The organism is Micropruina sp., assembly GCF_047602085.1.
Classification (GTDB): domain Bacteria; phylum Actinomycetota; class Actinomycetes; order Propionibacteriales; family Propionibacteriaceae; genus Micropruina.
On sequence record NZ_JASGID010000005.1, the window covers coordinates 521139 to 545096 of the forward strand.

Here is a 23958-nt window from a genome sequence, read left to right on the forward strand (position 1 = left end):
CTCAGCCCCCCACTCCAGATCGTCGGTCGTGCACCTGCACGTCGTCGAAGCCAGCCGCGGCGCGCACCCGATCGAGACCCAGGTCGGCGGCGAACGCGATCAACTGCGCCCACGACCCCTGGTCGGTGCGGCTGAACCGCACCAGCAGGCTGGGCAGCCGGCGCCGACCGAGTTCGAGCACGTCGTGACGCTGCCGCAACTGCTCCACCTGCGGCGCCAGGTCGTGCACCGCTCGCGGACCGATCAGCACCGCCAGCGGCACCTCCGGCCGGCGCACGCCCACGCCCTGCAATACCCCGGCCCCCACCTCGGCCACCGAGACGAACCCGATGGTCGGCTGGTGGGCGGCTTCGACCGCCATCAGGGCACGGGTCGCGGCCTCGACCAGCGGCGCCAGGTGGGCCGGGTAGCCGCCGATCGTCACGCCGCCCGCGATGTGTTCGAGAATGCCGCGCCGGGTGCGTCCGACCGAGATGTCGCAGTACGAGCCGTCACAGGCCCGGGCGTGCATGGTGGGCGACTCGGGCATGGTGCGTCGCGCGGTCTCGGTGACCGGCTCTACGCCGAACGGTTCGACCAGCGGCTCGACCATCCCCCACAGGTCGAGCGCCGCACCGCCCAACGCGGCGTGCACCGTCTCGGCCATGCCGCCCACCCGGGTGTCGGCGACTGCCCGCTGGTGGCCGAAGATGTCGTAGCTGAGCACCGCCTGCGGATCGGCGGCCGGGGCGTTGAACCGCGGCACCCGCTCGCCCTCGCTGGGCCGTCCGGTCCACAGGTCGGCGAAGCCGCCGATCGGCAGCCCGGTCAGAGCGTCGTACCCGCCGCGCTCGCCCCGCACGGCCCAGAAGCCGCCGGCCCGGTTCATCGCCAGCGACACGAACGGGCTGAGCCGCGCGGCCTCGTCGGTGAGCAGCACCGGCCGCAGCCCCTCACTGAGCGCCCAGTCGAGAAACGACTGCAGCGGCTCGGTGAGCAGCACCACGGAGGTCTGCGCGACGAAGACCGCGTACTCGTCGGTCCATTCGTCGGCCAGAGGGTGAACGATCTGCATGGGTCAGGGCAGAAACGACTTGGCGCGGTTGATGGTGGCGATCGCGATGTCGTCGTTCTTGGCCAGCGAGCCGCGCAGCGTCTTGATGATCAGCTTCACATCGTCGCCGGCGGCGATCCACTGCTTCTCCATCGCCTCGTGCTGGTCGCTGACCCCGTCGGCCTGGTATTCGGCCATCGCGGCTTTCACGTCGCCGTCATGCGCGTTGAGTGCGGCCTCAAGATTGCCGGCGGCGGTGTCGAAGTCGTCCTGCACCTGCTGCGAGGCGCTGACGTCGTAGGCATTGGTGTCGAGATTGCCTTGCATGGTGATCGGTCCTTTCAGCGGGGGCCGAAGCGGCCGACCGCTTCGACGCCTGAGTAGTCGACGGAGCCCTCGCTTTGCGTGTGGGCGTCAGCGCCCTCTTGGGCGCCCTGAATGAACGACTGGTTCTGCCCGTCGATCGACCCGCAGATGCCGACCAGCGCGTTGTGCAGGGTGCCTGCCACTTGGTCGCTGCGCGCCTTGAATTTGTCGAAGGCCACCTTGGCCTCACCGCTCATCCGTCCCTGCAGCGGCTCGGCCGCGGCGATGAACTTCTCGATCAAGGTCTTCAGGTCATCGGACTGGGTGGTGGTCTTGTTGAGCAGGGTGCCGAGCGTCTGCGTGCCCACGCTGAACTTCATGTCGCTGTCCCATCCTGGTTCGGGGATTTGACCGCAACCGTAGGGCGACGAAGGGTCACCACGCGATGGGGAGCACTCCCCACCGGCTCGCCACCCATGGCTTGCCGAACTGGTCAGCGGTTAGGGTGAAAGCCCCCGACCCGAAGGTTCAGATGTCAGTCGCCGACACCGCGCAACGCCCGCCCGCCCCGGTCGCCGACCCGGGCCCGGACGTCGTGGCCGCCGGGGCCCGCGCCGTGCTGGCGGTGGCCGTCGATGTGGCGCTGGGGTTGGCTCCGCTGCTTGTGGTGCCGCTGCTGGGCGCGACCAGGCTGGCCGGCGGCTGGGCCTGGACGATCGCCGTCGCCCTGGTGTTGGCGGCGGCCGCGGTACTGCTGCTCGACCTCACCCGCACCGGCCGCAGCCCCGGGCGGCGGCTGTTGAGGGTGCGCACCGTCGCCGCGGCCACCCAGTTGCCGCCCACGGTCGCCGAACTGTTGCGGCGTGAGGTGCACAACGCCGACCTGTCGGCCGGGCGCGATCCGCTGCGTCTGGTGCCACGGGGCACCACCCCACTGCAACCGGCCGTCTGGGAGGGCTGGCAGCAGTCCCTGGTGGCCGGCACCGGAGGCTGGCTGCTGGTGATCGACGGCGGCGAGCCCGTGGCGCTGACCGGCTCCACCCTGGTGGGGCGCGACCCGACCAACGCGGCCGGGCAACAGCACGCCCTGGTGGCCGTGCCCGACCTGACCCGCAGCATCAGCCGGGTGCACGCGTTGCTCGAGCCGGCCGACGACTGCGTGTGGCTGACCGATTCCGGCACCACCAACGGCACCCGGGCGGCGTCGGCATCGGCCAGCGGCGGCACCGTGATCGAGCGCTGGCTACGGCCCGGCGAGCGGGTTCCGGTGCGGGACGGCGGCATCGTCCACCTGGGTGACCGCGAGCTGCGGATCACCCGTTCCACCCACCCGGGAGCCTGAATGCCCGCGTCCGCGCAGATTCTCATCGAAACCACCCGAACCCACCGGCGGCGGCTGGGTTCGGCGCTCGCCTTCGGCTCGCTGGAAGAGCGGCGCGTTGCCAACAACAACGTCAAGCGGGCGATCGGCTCGATCGTCACCGCGGCGGTGATCGGGGCGGTCTGCGTGGGCACCAGCTTCGTCACCGACCTGCTGGCCCGGCAGCGCGAGGAGCAGGCGATCACAGCGTTTCGTTCAGCCCTGGCGTCCAACCCGCTCAAACCGGGCGGCGACTGGGTGCAGGACGACGGCACCGGCTTTCTGCGCAATAGGCGCACCGGCGTGCTGGTCGATCCGCAGACCGGCTACGTGGTCGACTCGCGCAGCGGCCTGTCGAAAGATCCCGAGGGCCGACTGATCGACCCGCGGATCGACTGGTACATCGACCCGCAAACCGGCTACTACACCGATCCGGCCACCGGGCTGACCATCGACCCCAAGACCCAGCAGATCGTGCGCACCCGATGAGCGACTACACCCGCCTCACCGTGCAAGGCACCCTGAACCGGGCCGACCTGGTGCTGCCCTCCGACGAGCCGCTGGCCGCCATGCTGCCCGAGATCCTGGAGCTGCTGCACGAGCCAGCAGGGGCGGCGCGTCCGCTCACTCTGGTCACCGTGCTGGGCGAGCAACTGAACGCCTCGCTGAGCCTGACCGAGCAGAACGTGCGCCAGGGCAGCATCGTGCGCCTGGTGAAGCTCGACGAGGCGCCGTCGCCGCCCGAGGTGGCCGACATCACCCAACTGGCGGGCGAGTCGGTGCCGTCTCGAGACGACCGCTGGCGCCGCGGGTGGGCCGTGCTGGCCGCAGCCGTCGCCGCGCTGGTGGCCGGACGCCTGATCGGCGCGCAGTTGCCGGCCCTCGGCACCGGCCGCTGGGTTGCCCTCGGCGCCGCCGCGGCGCTAGCCCTGCTGGCCGTGGTGCTGGCCCGCCGGGGCGGCCACGGGGCCGGGGCGGTGACCACCGCGGTGGCGGCGGGGCTGGCCGGCCCGGCAGCCGAAAGCTTCGTGACCGGGCAGCCGTCCGGGGCCGCGACGGGCGCATGGCTGGGGGCGTGCGGGGTGCTGGTGCTGCTCGTGGCATTGCTCGGCTACCGCGATCGCGGCCTGGCGCTGGGCGCCGGGTCACTGGTGCTGCTGATCGGAGGGTGGACGGCATTGGGCCTGGCCGGCCTGCCGCTGCTGGTCGGCGCGGGCGTGATGACGCTGGCCGGCACGCTCGGCATCGGTCTGCTGCCCGGCCTGGCGATGACCGCCTCGGGCCTGACCGCACTCGACGACCGGGTGATCGAGGGCGGCAGGGTGAGCCGTCCGGACGCCGCCGCCGCCGTGGCCGCCACCCACCGGGGGCTGAACTGGGCCTGCGGCGCGTTCGCCCTGGTCAGCGCCGCAGCCGGCTTCGTGCTCGCCACCGCCGGCAACGGCTGGGGGCTCGGGCTGGCGGCAGCGGCGAGCGTCGTGCTGGCCCTGCGCACCCGGGTGCTGCCGCTGGCACCGCAACGCCTGGCCCTGTTCGCAGCGGCTCTGGCGATCGCCACCGGCCTGGCCCGCACCGGCCTGACCGCCGCAGCGGGGGTGACCCTGGCCGGGCTGGTGCTGGCCGCCGCCGTACTGGTCGCGATCACCGCTGCCCGGCTCAGCGGCAACCTGGTGGCCCGGCTGGGCCGCCTCGGCAACGCCCTCGAACTGCTGGCCGTACTGGTCATGGTGCCGCTGCTGCTGGGCCTGATGGGTGTGTTCCACGACCTGCTGGTGGCGTTCTGATGGGCCGGCTCGAGTGCGTGCTGCGGGCGGCCTTGCCGGGTCAGCCCGAGCGGCTCACGCAGCTCGACGAGGCGATCCGTGCGCCGCTGCCGCTGAACACCGCCGTCGGCCTGCTCGGTGCCGGGCCGGACGCCCCCACGGCACTGGCCGGTGCGTTGCTGGCCGGGGTACTGGCCGCCCGCCGTCCGCACCGGGTGCTCGCGGTGGCCGCCGCTGCCGGTGAGCCGAGCATCACCCGCCAGGCCGGGCTGGCCGGCGCGGCCACCTCGTCCGACGATGCGATCAGCCGGCGCAGCACCGCCACCACCGGGGAACAGGCCAGCGCCGGCCTGGCTCGCAGCGACGGCGGGGTGTGGTGCCTCGACCTGGCCGGCGACCCGTCGGGCTGGTGGCAGGGCGTCGCACCGATCAACCGGTTCTTCGACTTCGTGGTCACCGACTGGGGCAGCCCCGCCGACGCCGGCGACGCCCGGGCCACCAGCGCCGTGCTGCTGGTGGTGACCGCGGCGCGCCGCGACTGCCTGCAGGCCGGCGTCGATCTGGTGGCCCAGATGACCACCCCCGCGGTGGCCCCGCTGCTGGTGGTGCACGACACCGCGACCGGCACCGAGCGCGGCCTGCGCGAGGCGACAGCAGCCAACGACGGGCTCTGGCTGCCGGACGACCCGGGGCTGCGCCGGGTGCCGGACGGCCCCGGCCGGGGGCTGCGCTACGGCACCAACCGCGCGGTGCTCGAACTGGCGGCAGCCGTGGTGACGGCGGGGGCGACCCGCACCCTCGAGGGGGCCAGGCGATGACCGTGCTGGTGCACCGGCCCACCCGGGCCACCGTCGCCCCGTCGCAGCCCGAGCCCGAGACCCTGGCCGCCCCACCGCCCCTGGTCACCGAGGCCGGCGGCTTTCCGCTGCAGTTCCTGCTGCCGATGGTGGGCGCCATGTCGTCGGTGGTGGTGATGGTGGTGATGCGCAACGGCCAGCCGTTGTTCCTGCTGATCGCCGGGGTGGTCTTCGTGCTTGCCGTCGTGGCCGGGCTCGGCTTCGCGATCAGCAGTCACGGCCGCAAGGCCGCCGAGCAGGCCGAGCAGCGCCGCCGGTACCTGGACTACCTCGAAACGCTGCGCCGCGACCTGCAGCAGCGCAGCGACGCGGCGCGCGACGAAGCGTCCGGGCTGCACCCCGAACCGGACGCCTTGGCGTCCCTGGTGCGCGACCCGGCCCGACTGTGGGAGCGGCGCCGCCGCGACGACGACTTTCTGCGCGTCCGGGTCGGCACCGGAGCGGTGCCCTGGTTCAGGCTGACGGTTCCGCCGGCCGAATCGCCCGTGCAGCCGCACGACCCCTACCTGCTGGCCGAGGCGACGGCGGTGGCCGAACGGTTCGCCACCGTGCCCGCCATGCCGGTGACCATCGACCTGCGGCAGGCGCACGAGGTCGCGGTGATCGGCGACCGAGACTCCGCGGTGGCGCTGGTGCGGGCACTGGTGCTGCAACTGGCCGCCGTGCACGCACCCGACGACCTGCAGCTCGCCCTGGCCAGCGCGTCGCCCCGGGTCGCCGACTGGGCGGGTTTCGACCTGCTGCCGCACGCCCAAGACCCCGAACTGTTCGACGGCCCGGTGCCCGCGCGGCGCATCGCCGAATCGCTGGCCGGCCTGGGTCAGGTGCTGGGCCAGGGGCTGACCGATCGGCTGCAGGTGGCGCACAGCACGCGCCGCGGCGGGCCGGCGGCGGCCCCGGCCCGGCTGGTCGTGATCGCCGACGAGCACGGCGAGCGGGCCGGCGGGCTACCCGGAACCGGGGCTGGCTACGCCGAGCTCGGGGTCACCGTGGTGCACCTGCTCAGCGACCGGCTGCACGAGCCCACCGAGGTCGACCTGCGGATCACCCTGACCGACGCAACGGCGAGCATCGAGACCCGTCCCGGCACCCCGGCGGCCAGCACCGTGACGTCGACTCCCGACGGGCTCGACGCCCCCGGCTTCTCCGGCATCGCGCGGTCGCTGGCCGCCCTGCGGCTCTCAGAGTTGGCCGGCCGACCCGACGAGGGCGAGACGGCGATGGATCTGGCGGCACTGCTCGGCGTCGCCCGGCCGCGCGACATCGACGTGCAGCAGCTATGGCAGCCGCGCTCGCCGGCCGATTTTCTGCGGGTTCCGTTCGGTGTCGACGATCACGGCAACCGGGTCTACCTCGACCTGAAAGAGAGCGCCCAGTTCGGCATGGGCCCGCACGGCATCTGCATCGGCGCCACCGGCTCGGGCAAATCCGAGATGCTGCGCACGCTGATTCTGTCGCTGGCCATGGCACACCCGCCCGAAGACCTGAGCATGATCCTGGTCGACTACAAGGGCGGTGCCGCGTTCGCGCCGTTCGCCGGGCTGCCGCACCTGGCCGGCCTGATCGACAATTTGGCCGACGACCCGCAGCTCACCGCCCGGGCCCGCGCCTCAGTGCAGGGCGAGGTGGTGCGCCGCCAGCAGTTGCTGAAGGATGCCGGCTCGTCCCCCTCGATCACCCACTACCGGCAGTTGCGCGAGCAGCAGCCCGACCTGCCACCGCTGCCGCACCTGTTCGTGGTGATCGACGAGTTCGGCGAACTGCTCACCGCGGAACCCGACTTCATCGACTTGTTTCTGCAGATCGGACGCATCGGACGCTCGATCGGCGTGCACCTGCTGCTGTCGAGCCAGCGCATCGAGGGCGGCAAGCTGCGCGGCCTCGACACCTATCTGTCGTACCGGCTCGGCCTGCGCACCTTCAGCGAAGCCGAGTCGGCGGTGGTGCTGAACACCCCGGACGCCTTTCACCTGCCCGCTCTGCCCGGCTACGGCTACCTGAAGGTCGACACCAGCGTCTACACCCGGTTTCGCGCCGGCTTCGTGTCGGGCCCCGCCCAGCAGGTCGAGCGGGTGCGGGTGACCAGCACGGCGCCGCGTCCGCTGCTGCTGCCCGCCTACAACGGAATCCGCACCGAGCGCGATGCCCCTGAGCAGCCGCTGGAGTTGCGCCGGCCCGAAACCGGGGTGACGTTCGTTGAGGCGTCGGTGGCAACACTGCGCGACGAAGACCGGCTGACCCGGCCGGTGTGGCTGCCGCCGCTGCCCGACCGGGTGGCGCTCGGGTCGCTGATCAGCGCCGCGACCGGGCTGCCGCCGCTGACCCCTGTGGTCGGCCTGGTGGACGACCCGGCCAAGCAGGCACAGGCTCCGCTGACCATCGACCTGACCCGGAACGGCGGCCACCTGGTGATCGTCGGCGCGCCCCAGTCGGGGCGGTCCACCCTGTTGCGCACCCTGGCTGTGTCGCTGTGCCTTACCCGCACCCCCCGCGAGGTCGCCATCTACGGCCTGGACGCCACCGGCGGCGGCCTGCAGCGCATCGAAGACTTTCCGCACGTCGGTGGGGTGGCCACCCGTGGTAATCGCGATCGGCTGCGCCGGCTGCTCGAAGAGTTGGCGGTGATGCTGGTACAACGCGAGGCGGTGTTCAAAGACCGCGGCATCGACTCGCTCGCCCAGCTCCGGTCGCTGCACGCCCAGGGCAAGCTGACAGAGCTGCCGGCCGCCGACATCGTGCTGCTGGTGGACGGCTACGGCGCCCTGCGTTCAGACTTCGACGAGCTCGAAGACCTGTTCACCGACATCATGCAACGGGCCTCCAGCTACGGTATTCACCTGGTGCTGACGATGACCCGGCTGAACGAGCTGCGGCTGGCCCACCAGGCGCTGTTCGGCAATCGCATCGAGCTGCGGCTCAACGACGCCGGCGACTCGAGCATCGACCGCAAGCTGTCGGCGGTGCTGCCCGCCGGCACCCCCGGCCGGGCGTTGCTGGCCGACAAGACGCTGGCCCAGGTGGCGCTACCGGTGCTCGACGAGGTGCCCGATGAAGAGGTCGCCGACGAACTGCAGCGGCTGGCCGCCCAGGCGGCGCGGTCGTGGAGCGGGCCGGCGGCGGCACCGATCCGGCTGCTGCCGCTGCAGCTGTCGCCAGAAGAGCTGCCCGACCGCTTCGACGAGCCCGACGCGGTGCCGTTCGGCCTGCGCCAAGACACCATGGAGCCCGCCCTGTGGGACTTCAGCGGCGAAGACCAGCACCTGGTGGTGTTCGGCGACACCAAGTGCGGCAAGACCTCCTTGCTGCGCACCCTGGCGGCCGGGATGATCGACCGGTTCACCCCCGACGAGTTGGCCATCGCCGTGATCGACATTCGCGGCCATGTGCCGTCGGTGATCGCCGACGACTACCTGGCCGCGCACGCCCGCAACGCCCAGCAGGCCCGCGCGCTGGCCACCTCCATTGCGGCCGAACTGGTGCAGCGCCCCGAGCGCAGCCCCGAGGAGCAGGCCAAGTCACCGCGCATCGTGGTGCTGGTCGACGACTACGACATCGTCAGCGCCGGCGGCACCGACCCGCTCGGCCCGCTGTTGCCGCACCTGCCGAGCGCCCGCGACCTGGGGCTGCACCTGATCATCACCCGTCCGGTGGCCGGGGCGAGCCGGGCCATGTACGACCGGGTGCTGCAGGTGACCCGTGACACCGGTGGCTCACTGCTGCTGATGTCGGGTGAACGCAGCGAGGGCCAGTTGGTGCCGCGGGTCTACCCCGAACGGTTCCCACCCGGCCGTGGCCGGTTCATCCGGCGCGGGGAACGTCCGCACATCGTGCAGGTGGCGCTGCCGCCGTCCTGACCGGGGGCGGCACCCGCGCCGCGACACGTGCGACCCGGCGACAGCCCGCCGACGCCCTGGCGCCAGCACTGTGGCGAGCCGGTGACGCCCGCACGCCGGCCGATCGGTGTCGCCGCCTTCGCGACACGTGGCTGCCAGCACACGGGCAGCCACCTGCCAGCACCGCAGCACCACAGCACCACAGCACCGACGGAGGCTTCTGACCGAGCGGCTCACGCGCCGGCTTCACGAACGCGAAACCGCCCGGCCCCCTCGGGGGCCGGGCGGTTCTCGGTTCGCTCAGGCCTCGGTGTCGGTCTTCACCTCGACCGACTCGACGGCCTCGTCCGCGGACGGCGCCGAGGGCGCCGACGGGCTGGACGGTGCCGACGGGCTGGACGGCGCGGACGCCACGTCAGCCTTCTTGGCGCGCTTGGGGGCCGCCGGCTTTTCGGCGCCCTTCTTGGCGGCAGCGGACGCCTTGCCCTTGGCCTTGTTGGCCCGGGACTGCTCGACCGTCTCGGTGATGATCTCGATCACGGCCATCGGGGCGTTGTCGCCCTTGCGGGGGCCGACCTTGGTGATCCGGGTGTAGCCACCGTCGCGATCGGCCAGCTTGGGCGCGATCTCGGTGAACAGCACGTGCACCACGCCCTTGTCGGTGATCGTGGCGAGCACCTGGCGACGGTTGTGCAGGTCGCCGCGCTTGGCCTTGGCGATCAGCCGCTCGGCCAGCGGCTGAACCCGCTTCGCCTTGGCCTCGGTGGTGGTGATCCGGCCGTGCTCGAAGAGCTGGCTGGCCAGGTTGGCCAGAATGATCCGCTGGTGTGCCGGGGAGCCCCCGAACCGGGGGCCCTTGGTTGGCTTGGGCATGAGTCAATACTCCTATTCGCGGATCAGTACTCGTCGCCGAAGTCGGCGTCGTCGTCGTCGTTGTAGCGGTTGAGGGCGGCCAGCGGGTCGAAGCCGGGCGAGCTGTCCTTCAACGACAGGCCCATCTCGTGCAGCCGGAGCTTGACCTCTTCGATCGACTTCGAGCCGAAGTTGCGAATGTCGAGCAGGTCCTGCTCCGAACGCGACACCAGCTCCGAGACGGTGTGGATGCCTTCGCGCTTGAGGCAGTTGTAGCTGCGCATGGTCAGCTTCAACTCTTCCACCGGCAGGGCCAGGTCGGCGGCCAGTTGCTCGTCCACCGGCGACGGGCCGATCTCGATGCCCTCGGCGTCGACGTTCAACTCGCGGGCCAGGCCGAACAGCTCGACCAGGGTCTTGCCGGCCGACGCAACCGCGTCACGCGGGGTCATCGAGGGCTTGGTCTCGACATCAAGGGTGAGCCGGTTGAAGTCGGTGCGCTGCTCGACGCGGGTGGCCTCGACCTTGTAGGTGACCTTCAGCACGGGGCTGTACAGCGAGTCGACCGGAATGCGGCCGATCTCGGCGTCGAAGTTCTTGTTCTGCACCGCCGACACGTAGCCGCGGCCGCGCTCGACGACCAGCTCCATCTCGACCTTGCCGGTCTCGTTCAGAGTGGCGATGTGCAAATCGGGGTTGTGGATCTCGACCCCGGCCGGCGGGGCGATGTCGGCGGCGGTCACGGCACCGGGGCCGGCCTTGCGCAGGTACATCACCACCGGCTCGTCCTCTTCGGAGGAGAGCACCAGTGATTTGAGGTTGAGGATGATCTCGGTGACGTCCTCGACCACACCTTCGATGGTGCTGAACTCGTGCTGGGTGCCCTCCAGCTTGATGCTGGTGACCGCTGCCCCGGGAATGGACGACAGCAGGGTGCGCCGCAGCGAGTTGCCCAGGGTGTAACCGACACCGGGCTCCAGCGGCTCCACGACGAAGCGGGAACGGAAGTCGTCGACGACCTCTTCGGTCAGACTCGGACGCTGTGCGATGAGCATGTAGTTGTGTTTCCTCTCCTGCCGACCGCTATATGACGGCAGTCATGGGTTGCCCGCCCGGGGCCACCCCGGACGGGGTGAGCACGCCGTCTCCGGCGCGCTCGCTGGTGCCGGCCCCTGGGTGCTCCCGGGGCCGGCGCAGGCGATTACTTGGAGTAGAGCTCGACGATCAACTGTTCGGTGACGTCGATGGTGATCTGTTCGCGCACCGGCAACTGGTGCACCAGGATCCGGCCCTTATTGGGGCGGACGGTGAGCCAGGCCGGAACGGTGCGCTCGTGATGGGTCTCACGGGCGATCACGAAGGGCAGCGTGTTCAGCGACTTCGGGGCGATGTCGATGATGTCGTAGGCGCTGACCCGGTACGACGGAATGTTGACCTTCTTGCCGTTGACCAGAAAGTGGCCGTGCACGACCAGCTGGCGGGCCTGCCGACGGGTATTGGCCAGCCCGGAGCGGTAGATCACGTTGTCGAGCCGCGACTCGAGAATGATCAGCAGGTTGTCACCGGTCTTGCCGGCCAGCCGGTTGGCCTCTTCGTAGTAGCGGCGGAACTGCTTCTCGAGCACGCCGTAGGCGTAGCGCGCCTTCTGCTTCTCGCGAAGCTGCAGCAGGTATTCCGACTCTTTGGTGCGGCCGCGGCCGTGCACGCCCGGCGGGTACGCACGGCGCTCGAAAGCCTTGTCGTTGCCGACCAGGTCGGTGCCGAGCCGGCGCGACTTCTTGGTAATGGGTCCGGTGTAACGGGCCATGATGGGTGTCCTTCTCTCTCGGCTCGGGCTCAGACGCGACGGCGCTTGGGCGGACGGCAGCCGTTGTGCGGCACCGGCGTGACATCGGCGATCGGGCCGATCTCGAGGCCGACGGCGCCGAGCGAACGGATCGCGGTCTCACGGCCGGAGCCCGGACCCTTGACGAAGACGTCCACGCGCTTCATGCCGTGCTCCATGGCACGGCGTCCGGCGGCCTCGGCGGCCATCTGGGCGGCGAACGGGGTCGACTTGCGCGAGCCCTTGAAGCCGACGGTGCCGGCGGAGGCCCACGCGATCACCGCACCGGTGGGGTCGGTGATGGTGATGATGGTGTTGTTGAACGTCGACTTGATGTGCGCCTGACCGGCGGTGACGTTCTTCTTCTCTTTGCGGCGCAGCTTGGTCTTCGAAGCGGCCTGCGCCTTGGTGCGGCCTGCAGTAGCCATGTGTTGTCAGTTCTCCTGGTATCTCGTGCCTGGGCGCCGCGTCAGCGGACTTTCTTCTTGCCCGCGACGGCCTTCTTCTTACCCTTGCGGGTACGGGCGTTCGTGCGGGTGCGCTGACCCCGCACGGGCAGGCCCATGCGGTGACGACGGCCCTGGTAGGAGCCGATTTCGATCTTGCGCCGGATGTCGGCGGCGACGGTGCGGCGCAGGTCGCCCTCGGTCTCGTAGTTGGCTTCGATGTGGTCGCGAAGCGCAACGAGCTGCTCGTCGGTCAACTGGTGAACACGGATGTCGCCACTGAGGCCAGTGGCGGCCAGGGTTTCGGCAGCGCGGGTACGTCCGATGCCGAAAATGTAGGTGAGTGCGATCTCGAGGCGCTTCTCGCGCGGCAGATCCACACCGATGAGGCGTGCCATGAGGCGTTTCCCTTTCGTTGCCGGACGGGGCGTCGGCCCGATCCGCGGAGGTGTCTGGCGTGATGCGTCCCCTCGCCGCCTCGGCGTGGGCCCCGGCCTCCGACCGGGGGTGTCGACCCGGCGTGCCGAGTCGTTGCGATCACGTTGTGGAGTTGTTCCGCCGGTTTGGGCGGTGGACGGGTGCGACCCCGTCCGGTGCTGCTGCGGCCCGTTACGGCCCGCCCCAGGTCAGCCCTGGCGCTGCTTGTGCCGCGGGTTGTCGCAGATCACCATCACGCGACCATGCCGGCGAATCACCTTGCACTTGTCGCAAATCTTCTTGACGCTCGGTTGAACCTTCATCGAGCAACTTTCTGACTCGTCGCTCCGGACAAAGGTGTTCCCCGGCGCATGCGCTCGTGGAACCAGCCGGAACTGGTGGTGGATGTGCGGGTTACTTGTGCCGGTAGACGATGCGTCCGCGAGTCAGATCGTAGGGAGACAACTCGACGACGACCCGGTCGGCCGGAAGAATGCGAATGTAGTGCTGCCGCATCTTACCGCTGATCGTGGCGAGCACCTTGTGCCCGTTGGCGAGTTCCACCCGGAACATCGCGTTCGGTAGTGCCTCGACGACCTGGCCCTCGAGTTCGAGGGCGCCTTCCTTCTTCGCCATTGCTCCCAATCTGCGCGTGGACGCACCTGATGACACAGGTGACCGAGGGTTGAGTCTAGTCCACGACGCCAGCGCCCCCCAAATCGGGTGCCATCGGTAGCGACTCGGTCGAACGTGTTCGTCGGTCGAGAGCCCGTGGAACGGGGGTTTGGCCAGGCTCACGCGCGACGCCACCGGCACATCTTCCATCGGCCGCGCTGCCCTGCAGGACTCAGGAACCCTTGCCCGGCAGGGGGTGCGGCCGACGCGTGCTCGAGACCCCTCAATGGCAAAGCGGCCAGGTGGGAATGATCTCGCAGATCCCCGGGGACTCTGTTCCCGTGGTGACGACGCTACTCGCCGAGCCGCACGTCAGCGCCGGAAGCAGCAAACAGGCTGTCACTATGACGGCAGTTCTCACCAGCCGGTTGCGCCAACTCGTCATCACGAGTTCAGGATGACGGCAAGACAGCGACGTGAGTCGTCATGCGTGGCATGACTAACCATGCGGGTTCGAAACCCGCCCACGACTACCCGATCGGGTAGAGTCAACCGCACGGCTCAGGCTCGGCCGCGCAGGGGTCCGGACGCGACCGCTATCACTACCGTAGGTGCGAGGGATTGGAGCCGCCAGTGCGCACGAACGGTTGGCGCGCGCCGGGTTGGCTGGCGGGACGGTTTGACGCAACTCTGGCAATCGCACTCGTTTCACTGGCCGTATTTGCGGCCATCAGCCGCGACGACTGGCGGGCAGTTCCCCTCGATGCGGCGGCCTGCTTGGCTGCAGCCTTGATTCCGCTCCTGCCAAGGATTGCCGGCGTCGCGCTTGCGGTCGCATTGCTGATCCTGCTGCTCATGCCGGCAGGGTGGCCCTCGGTGGCCGAGTACGCGCCGCTGATTCCGATTCTGGGGACGGGGATGCGGGGTGAGAGGCAGTTACGAACGATCATGACAGGCGGCTACGGCGCGCTTCTCGCCATCAGATCGTTCCAGACCGCACCGAGCCTTGCCCTGTGGCCGTTCATCGTGGTGGTCTGGGCGGCCCTGATCGGGGTCCTGTGGGGTGTCGGCAATCTCTTCACCGCCTACCAGCGCGCATTATCCGAGGCCCATGCTGCTCACCTGCAGGAGCACCGGTTCATTCTTGCCCGCGAGTTGCACGACACAGTGGCGCGCGACCTCGCTCGGGCCTCACTGCATGGTCAGTCCGCGCTGGCTGCAACCCCGTCAACTCAGCTCGAGGCGACCCTGCACGAGATCCAGCAGGCGTCCACGCATCTGCGTTTGCTCCTGGCCTTGCTGCGTGAGCCGGACGCCGGCGCCGGCGAGGCAGCAGCCGCCACCTCGACCGGTCAAAGCCTGGATCAAGCGCTCGAGTCACTCCGCAGGCATGGCCTGCTGGTGCGAACGTTCGTCGAGGGGGATCTGGACACCCTCCCGCCGGCCCTGCTGCCGACCGTGCAGGCGGTTGTCGGCGAGGCCTGCGCGAACATGGAGCGGCACGCAGACCCCGCCGCGCCCTGCGCGATCATGATCAACGTCTCCGACGATCACCTCGACGCCGCCTTCTTCAACCACGTTCGCGCCGATCACTCCCCCAGTGCGAAAGGCTTCGGACTCGACGGCGTCGCCGAGCACCTTGCCTTGGTCGGCGGCAACCTGGTCACCGAACAGAAGGGCGGCCAGTGGATCTGTCGCGTGAGCGTCCCGCTATGACCGCGCCCAAAACCGTCGCGCCCATCACCGTCGCGGTCGTCGACGACGACCTGATCGTCCGTACGCTCGTCAGCGACCTGCTGTCCCAGCACTCCGACCTGGCGATCGTGGGCGTCCACGCCGACGGCCGGGACGCCTGGGAGGCGCTGCAGCGAAGGCCCGCAGACGTTGTCGTGGCCGACATCTCGATGCCGAACCTGGACGGGGCCCAGTTGACTGCCCTGCTGCGCGAGCACCAGCCGACGACCCGCGTGCTCGCCTTCACCTCGCTAGCCGATGAGCAGTCGGTGTCGAGCATGCTACGCGCCGGGGCATCCGGGGTCGTCTACAAGGCGGCACCCGTGAGCTCCTTGGCGGACGCCATTCGAGCCACCCATGCCGGCCTGTCCGTGCTGTCCCCACGGTTCAGCAACCGGCTGGTGCGCCCCGAGGCCCCTGCGCTATCCGAAACCGAGCAAGCGGTACTCGCCCTCGTCAGCCAAGGCTTGACGAATGACCAGATCGCCCGCCGCGTCCACCTGACAGCTGACGGCGTCAAGTACCACATCGCCGGGCTGAGTCGAAGGCTCAACGTCACGAACCGCACGATGCTCGCAGTGGTCGCCGTCGAAATGGGGATCACTGCTTCGGGGCGGCGTCAGCCCTGAAGATCGACGCGCTGGGACGAGCACCCTCAAGGCGAGTGGAACAGCGGCCTTGCTACCCGTTCGGGTAGACCGACCCCCATCGTGGCGCGGGTCGGGTAGGTGCCCACCAATGTCCAGGGTAGGCGTCCACTAAGGCGATGACGTTGCGATTGGCGCTCCCGGTGGCCATCGCGATCGGCTACGCCACTGTCTTCAGCCTGCAACGACCACTCGTTTCGACTGGCAGCGACGTCACGTACTCGATCCAGCCGTTCGTCAGCTACGCGCTCGTCGTTGTTGGCGACATCGTAGGTCGAAACTCTGCACTGCGCGCTGTTACTCGTCACCCAAGACCCTGCGCTGGCGGCACGAGCGCAACAGCGACTTCGCATCCACAAGCACTGACCTGGAGTCGCCTGCCGCCCTCCACAATGAGGCGCAGGTCACAATGAGGCACAGTTCACAATGAGGCGCAGGTCACGTTTGGCGAGGTTGCCTGGGCGCTGGGTGCCCGGCCAGATAGCGCCGGTCATCGTTGGCGTGGGCGTAGTAGAAGCCGATCAGCACTCCCCCGCCCAGGAAATTGCCGATCAGCGCGATGCCCACGTTGCCCAGCGCGAGCCCCACGTCGATGCCCTCCCGCAGCCCCACCACGGTGAACAGCACGGTATTGGCCACCGAGTGCTCCAAGCCGGTGAAGGCGAACACGAACACCGAGGCGATCATCGCCAGGCTCTTGGTCAGGTCGTCCTTGATGATGCCGTTGTAGACCACCAGCATCGCCAGGTTGATCATGAAGTTACACAAAATGGCCCTGACCAGCAGGTCGGCCCAGCCCGTCGGCCCGGACGAGATGTAGTCGAGCTTGTGCTCCACCGAGGACGCCATCTGGGTGAGCACCTCGCCCGAGATCACGGTGCTGGCCGCACCCAACAGCGCAACCACCAGGCCGCCGAGGAAATTGCCCAAGAAGCACAGCCCCAGCAGGCGCAGCGCCTTGCCCAAGGTGGTGTGCCGGTGATACGCGCCGATCGACACGATCATCATGTTGGAGGTGAGCAGTTCAGACTTGGAGTAATAGATGAACACCAGCGCCCAGCCGAAGGCCAACGCGCCGAGCAGCCGTCCGATCGGAGCCAGCCCGGGGTCCACCTGTACCACTGCCGCGATCACCGTGTAGTTCACCGTGTAGAAGACGCCGATGATGATGCCTGCCATCGCGGCACGCTGCAGGTAGCGCTGGGCCAGTTGGCCACTCATGGTGGTCTTCGAGTCGAGCGCCTCGAGCACCGTAGAGATGAAGTGCTTGCCGGGGAACAGCTGTCCAGTGTCGGGCGTGGCCATGCGCAAACTCTGGCAGCCGTCGACCCGGCTCGTCACGGTTTCTGGCAGATTCGGTCATGCCGCGGCAGCGACCTGGCATCGCGTCGCCGCCTTGGGGCCACCGTCCGAACCCCGGACGATGGCCCCACCCGGGGCCAGTAGACTCCCGGCGACCAGCCGTCCGCGTCGAAGCGGAATCCCGCGCCTGAGATGGAGCACACCGTGATCGTCCTGATCGGATTCATGGGTGCCGGCAAGACCACCATCGGACGCCTACTCGCCGAACGCCTCGGCCTGCCGTTCGTGGACAGCGACCTGGTGATCGAACACCAGCAGCGCCGCAGCATCTCGACCCTGTTCGACGAGATCGGCGAACCCGAGTTCCGGGCGCTCGAGGAGCGCACGGTCGTCGACTTGCTGGACGGCCAGGCCTGCGTGCTGTCGCTGGGCGGCGGCGCCTGTGGCTCGGCGGCCACCCGGGAGGCGCTGCGCCGGCACACCGTCATTTACCTGCACGTCGAACTGCCCGAAGCCCTGGCCAGGGTGGGCGGCGACACCTACCGTCCCCTCCTCGGTAGGCCCGGGCTCGCTGACCTGTACGCCGCCCGGCTCGACGTCTACGCCACCACCGCCTCGGTCACCTCGTTCACCACCGGACGCCGCATCGAAGACGTCGCCTTCGAGATCCTGGCTCGGCTCACCGCAACGGCCGAACTCGACGGCAGCCCCGGCATTCTGGTCGCCCCGCCCGGCGGCAGCTACCGGGTGCATGTCGGTCACGGCGTCCTCGATGAGCTGGGGCGGCTGCTGCCCGAACTGCCCGAGGTGCGACAGGTCGTGGTGATCTCCGGTCCCGGCGACGACCAGACCGGGGATCGGGTCGCGGAGGCGGTTGCCCAAGGCGTGTCGGCCGTGCACCATCTGCGGCTGCCCGCCGACAGCACCCCGGCTCAGGTGAAGAGCCTGGAGCAGGTCGGACGCCTCGCCGGCGAACTGGCGGAACTCGCCATCCACCGCGGCGACCTGCTGATCGGGGTCGGCGGCGAGGCCACCGTCGACCTGGTCGGATTCCTCAGCGCCACCTACCACCGCGGCATGCGGTTCGCCCTGGTGCCCACCACGCTCGAAGCCCAGGCCGACTCGGCGATCGGCGGCAAGAACGCGCTCGACCTGCCGCAGGGGCAGAACCTGCTCGGCCTGGTCCACCAGCCGGTGCTGGTGATGTGCGACGCCGACCTGGCCACCGGGCGTCCGGACTACCCCTCCGGGCTGGCTGAAATCGCCAAGCACGCGCTGCTGGCCGACCCCGACCTGCTCGGCTTCCTGGAGCATCGGGGATCCGATCTGACCGCCGCCGAGCCAGCGACCCTGCTGCACGCCGTCCGGCGCAGCGTCGAGATCAAGGCCGACATCGTCACCTCCGACGAGCGCGAGCAGGGCGCCCGCGCCCACCTGAACTACGGACACACCTTCAGCCGGGCCTTCGAAGCCGCCTCCCCCGGCCAGCCCGCAGGCGCACTCAGCCTCGGCATGATGGCGGCCGCGCACCTGTCGCGCCGGCTCGGCTGGCTGCCCGCCGACGGACTGGACGCGCACCGCACCGTGTTGAGCGCCCTCGGGCTGCCAACCAGTGCCACGTTCTCGATCGAACAGCTGGAATGGTCGCTGGACCGGGACAAGAAGTTCCGCGACGGCTGGCGGTTCATCGTGCTGCGTGAGCTCGGCCAGCCGGTCGAGGCGCATCCGCCGCGCGAGTTGGTGGAGTTGGCACTGAGCGACCTGGCGTCCGGCTGAAGCCCCGCCGCCGCCCCTCGGGTTTTGGTGGTCAACCCCCCTCGGGTTTTGGGAGTTTCAGCCTTGCCAGTTCCCGTCTTACCTGGCCGACCCCGGATCCAACTGAGAGCATGTCCCCACACCACAACCGAAGGAAGCTCGCATGTCCATCCTCGTCATCAACGGCCCCAACCTGAACCTGCTCGGCACCCGCGAGCCCGGCATCTACGGCGCCACCACGCTCGCCGACGTCGAGGCCGCCGCGATCGCCCAGGGCGAGGCCGCCGGTCACCAAGTGGAGTGCTTCCAGAGCAACCATGAGGGCGCCATCGTCGACCGGATCCACGCCGCCCGCACCGACGGCACCCAGTTCGTGGTGATCAACCCGGGTGCCTACACCCACACCAGTGTCGCCATCCGGGACGCCTTCTCGGGCGTTGAGATTCCTTTCTGCGAGGTGCACATCTCGAACGTGCACAAGCGCGAGGCGTTCCGGCACCACTCCTACCTGTCCGACGTAGCGGTCGGCGTGATGGCCGGCTTCGGCGTGATGGGCTACACCTTGGCCCTGGAGTTCGTCATCGAGCAGTTGAAGGCCTGAGCCGCGCACCATCGGTTCCGCCGGTTGAGCTTGTCGAACCCCCTAGTGAGAGCACTCTGCTTGAGGTCTCGACAAGCGCGACCAACGAAAAGTCAGGGCTTTCCTAATGCCGCTCCAGCACCTCCAAGGGATCTAGCTGGGTCGCTCGCCACGCCGGGTAGACGCCGCCGAGAAGCAGCATCAGAACCGCGCCGAGCCCAAGTGTGGCGAGGCCGGACGGGCGGATCAACTGCAGGTTGGTCTGGAACGCGGCCTGGCCGAACGCATTGACCAGCGGGGCCGACACTGCCGCGATCACGAGGGTGGCCACGAACCCAACGACCAGCACGAGGACGATGTCGAAGAGGATCAGTCCGGCGACTGCCCCCTTGCGGGCGCCCACGGCGCGCGCGAGGCCGAAGAACCACGTCCGATCCCGCACGACGATGAGTTCCGCCACGAGGAGCCCGAGTCCGCTGATCAGCAGCACGCCCCAGCCGATCAGCGCGTAGACGAATTTGATGCCGTCGGACGCCGTCCGCGCCTGCTCGCCGCCGTCCGAGCGGGTCAGGATGAAGGCCGACGCCACATCGATTCCGGCCGCTTGGGCGGCCTCGGCGAAACTGGCTCTGAGCCGCTCCCTGAGCACCTCGCCCTGATCATCGGGACGCCCGGTGACGATGCCGATCTGGTAGCGGGCCGGAGCCGTGGAGGTCAGGCGAACGGCGGGCGCGTACATCGGGTCGACAATGAGCGGTGCATCGATCAGCTTCCGCTCGGCCTGGGTACTCTCGCGAAGCGCCGTCCTCGGGATCACCATGCCGGCGAGACAAAGGTCGAAATCACCGGGCAGTTCACCGGGCACAAATGCACGTGACGCCCCACCGGCGTCGAAGAGCACCGCGACCGAAACGTCCCCGATGGCGTTGTACGGCGGGCATTCCGGCCGGACCGGCGGCATCAGCTGCGCCACCCGAATATCGGTCGGCCGCAACACATCGACCGCCGAATGCACCAGTTGCAAGGTCTGCTTCAAATCCACGCGTAGTTCGGGGGAAGGCTCGATCCGGTAGCTGCCGGTCATGCCCAGGTCATGCTCCAATGCATCGTCGAGGTTCGTGCTGGAGGCGCGTGACAACTCCTGGACGCCCAGAAACACCAGCGAGGCGATCACGACCAGTGTGGTCAGCAGGATGAACTTGAGCCGCGCCCCGGCGTTGACTCGCACGCATAGCTGGATGAGCCGCACCGGGGTCATGGAGCCACCGGCTTTTCGGAAGGGCCCGCATCCCAGGCCCGGACGCCCTGCAGTCGGCCCTGGGCGATGTGGACCTCGGCCCCGGCACGCGCGGCGATCGCGGTGTCGTGCGTCACCACCACCACGGCCGTCCCCGTCTCGCTCGGCAGGCCGAACAGGACGTCGGCGACCACCCCGGCGGTGTCCTCATCCAGGTTCCCGGTGGGTTCGTCGGCCACCAGCACCAGCGGCTGATTGAACAGTGCGCGCGCGATCGCGACGCGCTGCCGCTGCCCGCCGGACATCTGGCCCGGACGGCGGGCGGCGAGTTCCGCGATCCCCACCAGGTCGAGCAGCTCGTGAGCTCTCGCCGAGGCTTGTGAGCGGCTCAGCGACGAGCCGAAATACCACGGCAGCAGTACGTTCTCGGCGGCGGAAAACCCCGGATCGAGGTGAAAGCTCTGAAACACCGTCGCGAGACTCCGCGAGCGCAACACCGAAATCTCCGCCTCAGAGGCACCGGCGATGCCCCGGCCTCCCACGGTGACCGTCCCCGAGGTCGGCCGACGCAGCAACGCCAGGATGGACACAAGCGTGGACTTTCCTGAGCCGGAGCGACCCAGAATCGCCGTCGACGATGCCTGCGCGATGGACAGCGAGGCCGACCGCAACGCGTGGACGACCTCGCCACCAACCCTGAAGTCGACCCCGACATCATCCAAAGACGCCACGCTCGTCCTCACTGTGGCTCGACCATCTGGAGGACGTCCCCCGCCTCCACTCCGGACCGGATCACGCGGCGAACTCCGTCCGTCACGCCGACGACGACCGGCCGTTCGACCACCGAATCCCCCGCTACCTTCTTCACGACGTAGTTGCTTCCGGAGGAATCCAGGCCGACGTAGAGGTGCGGAACGACGATCGCACCGGTCACCTCGGGTGCACTCAGCGTCATCACGGCCGGGATGCCCGCGACCGTCTCAACATTGTCGGGAAGCCGACAGTGCACCTGGCTACCGCCACGGCTCTCACCGCTCTCGGTCAGCCAGATGGCGCGACAGGGCACTCTCCGCTGCCCGACCACAGTTTCGACATCGGCGGCACCGGAGAACCGCATCCCCTGGTAGCGCAGCGTCTGCAACGGGCTGAGGGCAGAGACCACGTCCAAACCGTCACGAGCGATGCCCGGCTTCTCACCGAGAAGCAGACGGCCCGCGACCGGGGCCCGCACCTCGCCGATGTGTTCGCGTAGCATCGCGAGCCGGGACCGTGCGACCGTCCCTTTTGTGGACGCGAGTGTCGCCGCGTTGCGGCTTTCGGTGGACAGGCGTCCGATGACGGCACCCGCCGCCACTCGTCCGCTAGTCCCAGGCTGAAAGACCATGCCGACGGGCACCTCGACCCCGACGCGTCGCGAATCGATCACCGCGCCGTCCAACCGGTAGGTCACGTTGAACGCACTCTGTTCGACCGTCAGGCCCTCGCCTGTTTCAGCTTGAGTCGCACTGGTTGTGCTCGGCGAGTCAACCGGAGCTGTCGGTCCAACAACCGGGCCAGTGCATGCCACGACCACACCGATCAGGCTCAGGGCTGAAGCGACTCCGATCCCGCGCGCCGCTCGCCTCACCGCACACCGCGCACGACATCGCTGATCGTGGGTCCGGACGGATCGCCCGGCTTCGCGGGAATCCACGCGCCGCAGCCGCTGTCGGAGGTCAGCTCTTGACGGAGCAACGAGATGTCCCCCGACCTTGCCAGTTGCCGGAAGTTCGCGATATCGCGATCCATATCCTCGGCGAACGACGCCGGGTTGCTCGGTCGCGGCTGTGGCGGATAGGCCGCGGCGCGGCCTGTCCTCATCCACTCCTGGTAGACAGCCAACGCCGCTCTGCAGGCCGCATAGTTGCGAACCATCCCTTGGTACCGCGCCTTGGCCAACGCCTCGTCGTCGCCGGCGACCCGCTGTTTCGCCACTGGCGATTCGAGAACCTCCGCCACAAGTTCGTGGGGCAAACCTGCAAATGCCGGGTCTTGCGCAGAAATGGTCACCGTGCCCGCTGCACATGATGTGGCCATCAGGCATCCCGCAATGACAGCGAAGATGCGGAGGCGTCCCGAATACTGAATGCGCATACGCTTGATCCTGACGCACACGAGCGGGGGATTTCGGCGCCTCGTGCCCCATTCCTAACCGTTCAGGTAGCGAGGGCGCCCAGAATTGCCCCGACGGGTAGTCGACGTGGAGGAGTGGCTCCGCCCCTCGGTTGGCCCCAGCACGGTGAGGCATCACCTCAACACGCTGTGTGAAAAACTCGGCACCACAACTGGGCGACACTGGTCGTTGCGCCGGTCTGCCGGCGCGTGGACAAAATAGGTCAACACCAATCGTTGGGAGCACACCATGGAAGCCGTCCGTATGGCCGTCGCCGGTGCCGGCCTGATCGGCAAACGGCACCTCGAAGAGATCGAACGCAGCAATGTCGTCCGGCTGCACGCCATCGTCGAACCCGGTCCGGACGGGGCACCGCTCGCCGAGCAGTATGGCGTGCCGCTCTACGCCACGCTTTCCGAGATGTTCGCGACCGGCAAGCCGGACGGCGTCATCCTGGCCACGCCGAACCGGCTGCATGTCGAGGGCGGCCTGGAATGCGTCGCGGCCGGCGTCCCGGCCATCGTCGAGAAGCCGATCGGCGACACCGTCGAGAACGCGGTCCGCCTGGTCGAGGCCGCTGAGCGGGCCGGCGTCCCGGTACTCACCGGGCATCACCGCAACTACAGCCCGGTGATGGCGCAGGCCCGCGAGATCGTCGCCAGCGGACGCCTCGGGCGGCTGGTCGCCGTCGTGGGCACAGCGATGTTCTACAAGCCGGACGACTACTTCGACGTCGGCGGCGGCTGGCGCCGGATGCCCGGCGGCGGGCCGATCCTGCTTAACCTGATCCACGAGGTCAACAACCTGCTGTCCCTCGTCGGCGACATCGTCCGGGTGCAGGCCGTCACCTCGAACGCCACCCGCGGTTTCCCGGTCGAGGACACCGCTGCGATGGTGTTCACCTTCGCCAACGGCGCGCTCGGCACCTTTCTGCTCTCCGACACCGCCGGGTCCGCCCGATCCTGGGAGCAGACGGCTCGCGAGAACCTCAGCTATTCGACCTTCCCGGACGAGGACTGCTACCACCTCGCCGGCACCGGCTGGGTCACTGTCGGTGCCGACCATGCGGGTCCGTACCTTTCCCGGCACTCGATCCTGGTGGGAGCCGATGGAGACCTCCGTCGAGAGCGTCGAGCGGACCGACCCACTGGCCAACCAGATCACCCACTTCGCCGCGGTGATCAGGGGTGAAGCCGAGCCGATCTGTAGCGCCCGCGACGGACTGAAGACGCTGCGGGTGGTCG

Annotated in this window: 25 protein-coding genes; 10 read left to right on the top strand and 15 right to left on the bottom strand. The window is 69.1% G+C overall.

Annotated features, from left to right (window positions below; genetic code table 11):
* Position 1: 1 nt before the first annotated feature.
* The 3 genes from QM721_RS11395 to QM721_RS11405 are packed head-to-tail and all read right to left on the bottom strand — an operon-like array spanning position 2 to position 1719.
* Complete coding sequence (locus QM721_RS11395) at positions 2-1054, bottom strand: DUF6177 family protein (RefSeq protein ID WP_415121999.1); 1053 nt, start codon at positions 1052-1054, stop codon at positions 2-4.
* Positions 1055-1057: 3 nt separating this feature from the next.
* A complete protein-coding gene (locus QM721_RS11400) occupies positions 1058-1360 on the bottom strand; it encodes a hypothetical protein (protein WP_415122001.1) in 303 nt (100 codons plus the stop codon).
* A gap of 14 nt (positions 1361-1374) precedes the next feature.
* Complete coding sequence (locus QM721_RS11405) at positions 1375-1719, bottom strand: hypothetical protein (RefSeq protein WP_415122003.1); 345 nt, start codon at positions 1717-1719, stop codon at positions 1375-1377.
* A 152-nt stretch (positions 1720-1871) separates the two neighbouring features.
* On the opposite strand from QM721_RS11405, the gene QM721_RS11410 reads away from it, so the two are divergent.
* Genes QM721_RS11410 through eccCa form a run of 5 tightly spaced genes read left to right on the top strand, consistent with a single transcriptional unit; the run spans position 1872 to position 9173 of the window.
* Positions 1872-2681 carry an FHA domain-containing protein gene (locus QM721_RS11410; protein ID WP_415122005.1) on the top strand — a complete coding sequence of 270 codons (810 nt, stop codon included), beginning with the start codon at positions 1872-1874 and terminating at the stop codon, positions 2679-2681.
* Positions 2682-3188 (top strand): OCRE domain-containing protein, encoded by a 507-nt coding sequence (locus tag QM721_RS11415; protein WP_415122007.1) that lies wholly within the window; start codon positions 2682-2684, stop codon positions 3186-3188.
* Complete coding sequence (locus tag QM721_RS11420) at positions 3185-4483, top strand: EsaB/YukD family protein (protein ID WP_415122009.1); 1299 nt, start codon at positions 3185-3187, stop codon at positions 4481-4483. Before QM721_RS11415 ends, QM721_RS11420 begins: the two co-directional genes overlap by 4 nt.
* A complete protein-coding gene (locus QM721_RS11425; RefSeq protein WP_415122011.1) occupies positions 4483-5280 on the top strand; it encodes a hypothetical protein in 798 nt (265 codons plus the stop codon). The genes QM721_RS11420 and QM721_RS11425 overlap by 1 nt, the downstream gene beginning before the upstream one ends.
* Positions 5277-9173 (top strand): type VII secretion protein EccCa, encoded by a 3897-nt coding sequence (gene eccCa, locus QM721_RS11430; protein WP_415122012.1) that lies wholly within the window; start codon positions 5277-5279, stop codon positions 9171-9173. The genes QM721_RS11425 and eccCa overlap by 4 nt, the downstream gene beginning before the upstream one ends.
* 279 nt (positions 9174-9452) lie before the next feature.
* Here eccCa and rplQ read toward each other — a convergent pair whose 3' ends face one another.
* From rplQ to infA, 7 genes are all read right to left on the bottom strand, one after another.
* Positions 9453-10025 (bottom strand): 50S ribosomal protein L17, encoded by a 573-nt coding sequence (gene rplQ / locus QM721_RS11435; RefSeq protein ID WP_415122013.1) that lies wholly within the window; start codon positions 10023-10025, stop codon positions 9453-9455.
* A 23-nt stretch (positions 10026-10048) separates the two neighbouring features.
* A complete protein-coding gene (locus QM721_RS11440; protein ID WP_415122015.1) occupies positions 10049-11059 on the bottom strand; it encodes a DNA-directed RNA polymerase subunit alpha in 1011 nt (336 codons plus the stop codon).
* A 146-nt stretch (positions 11060-11205) separates the two neighbouring features.
* On the bottom strand, positions 11206-11811 hold the full coding sequence (gene rpsD, locus QM721_RS11445) for a 30S ribosomal protein S4 (RefSeq protein ID WP_415122017.1): 606 nt from the start codon (positions 11809-11811) through the stop codon (positions 11206-11208).
* 29 nt (positions 11812-11840) lie between these two features.
* Positions 11841-12257, bottom strand: coding sequence for a 30S ribosomal protein S11 (gene rpsK, locus QM721_RS11450; protein ID WP_415122019.1), 417 nt, complete (start codon positions 12255-12257; stop codon positions 11841-11843).
* A gap of 41 nt (positions 12258-12298) precedes the next feature.
* Positions 12299-12673, bottom strand: coding sequence for a 30S ribosomal protein S13 (rpsM, locus tag QM721_RS11455; RefSeq protein ID WP_415122021.1), 375 nt, complete (start codon positions 12671-12673; stop codon positions 12299-12301).
* A 228-nt stretch (positions 12674-12901) separates the two neighbouring features.
* The gene (rpmJ, locus tag QM721_RS11460) at positions 12902-13015 is read right to left on the bottom strand and encodes a 50S ribosomal protein L36 (protein ID WP_002514836.1); all 114 of its coding nucleotides are present in this window, start codon (positions 13013-13015) and stop codon (positions 12902-12904) included.
* A 91-nt stretch (positions 13016-13106) separates the two neighbouring features.
* Entirely contained in the window at positions 13107-13328 is a 222-nt protein-coding gene (gene infA, locus QM721_RS11465) for a translation initiation factor IF-1 (RefSeq protein ID WP_105186152.1), read from the bottom strand.
* A 612-nt stretch (positions 13329-13940) separates the two neighbouring features.
* On the opposite strand from infA, the gene QM721_RS11470 reads away from it, so the two are divergent.
* A complete protein-coding gene (locus QM721_RS11470) occupies positions 13941-15023 on the top strand; it encodes a sensor histidine kinase (protein WP_415122024.1) in 1083 nt (360 codons plus the stop codon).
* The gene (locus QM721_RS11475; protein WP_415122026.1) at positions 15020-15670 is read left to right on the top strand and encodes a response regulator; all 651 of its coding nucleotides are present in this window, start codon (positions 15020-15022) and stop codon (positions 15668-15670) included. Before QM721_RS11470 ends, QM721_RS11475 begins: the two co-directional genes overlap by 4 nt.
* 456 nt (positions 15671-16126) lie before the next feature.
* Here the strand turns inward: QM721_RS11475 and QM721_RS11480 are convergent, their stop codons facing one another.
* Entirely contained in the window at positions 16127-16993 is an 867-nt protein-coding gene (locus QM721_RS11480; protein ID WP_415122028.1) for a formate/nitrite transporter family protein, read from the bottom strand.
* A gap of 201 nt (positions 16994-17194) precedes the next feature.
* Here QM721_RS11480 and QM721_RS11485 point away from each other — a divergent pair, with 201 nt between their 5' ends.
* Positions 17195-18766, top strand: coding sequence for a shikimate kinase (locus QM721_RS11485; RefSeq protein WP_415122030.1), 1572 nt, complete (start codon positions 17195-17197; stop codon positions 18764-18766).
* Positions 18767-18908: 142 nt separating this feature from the next.
* On the top strand, positions 18909-19346 hold the full coding sequence (aroQ, locus tag QM721_RS11490; RefSeq protein ID WP_415122032.1) for a type II 3-dehydroquinate dehydratase: 438 nt from the start codon (positions 18909-18911) through the stop codon (positions 19344-19346).
* A gap of 103 nt (positions 19347-19449) precedes the next feature.
* Here aroQ and QM721_RS11495 read toward each other — a convergent pair whose 3' ends face one another.
* From QM721_RS11495 to QM721_RS11510, 4 genes are all read right to left on the bottom strand, one after another.
* Positions 19450-20583 carry an ABC transporter permease gene (locus tag QM721_RS11495; protein WP_415122034.1) on the bottom strand — a complete coding sequence of 378 codons (1134 nt, stop codon included), beginning with the start codon at positions 20581-20583 and terminating at the stop codon, positions 19450-19452.
* On the bottom strand, positions 20580-21293 hold the full coding sequence (locus tag QM721_RS11500) for an ABC transporter ATP-binding protein (RefSeq protein ID WP_415122036.1): 714 nt from the start codon (positions 21291-21293) through the stop codon (positions 20580-20582). The genes QM721_RS11495 and QM721_RS11500 overlap by 4 nt, the downstream gene beginning before the upstream one ends.
* 8 nt (positions 21294-21301) lie before the next feature.
* Positions 21302-22012: a hypothetical protein gene (locus QM721_RS11505; protein WP_415122038.1), complete on the bottom strand. Its 711-nt coding sequence runs from the start codon at positions 22010-22012 to the stop codon at positions 21302-21304.
* Positions 22013-22185: 173 nt separating this feature from the next.
* A complete protein-coding gene (locus tag QM721_RS11510; protein WP_415122040.1) occupies positions 22186-22695 on the bottom strand; it encodes a hypothetical protein in 510 nt (169 codons plus the stop codon).
* 268 nt (positions 22696-22963) lie between these two features.
* Between QM721_RS11510 and QM721_RS11515 the strand changes: the two genes are divergently transcribed.
* On the top strand, positions 22964-23905 hold the full coding sequence (locus QM721_RS11515; RefSeq protein WP_415122042.1) for a Gfo/Idh/MocA family protein: 942 nt from the start codon (positions 22964-22966) through the stop codon (positions 23903-23905).
* Positions 23906-23958 lie beyond the last annotated feature (53 nt).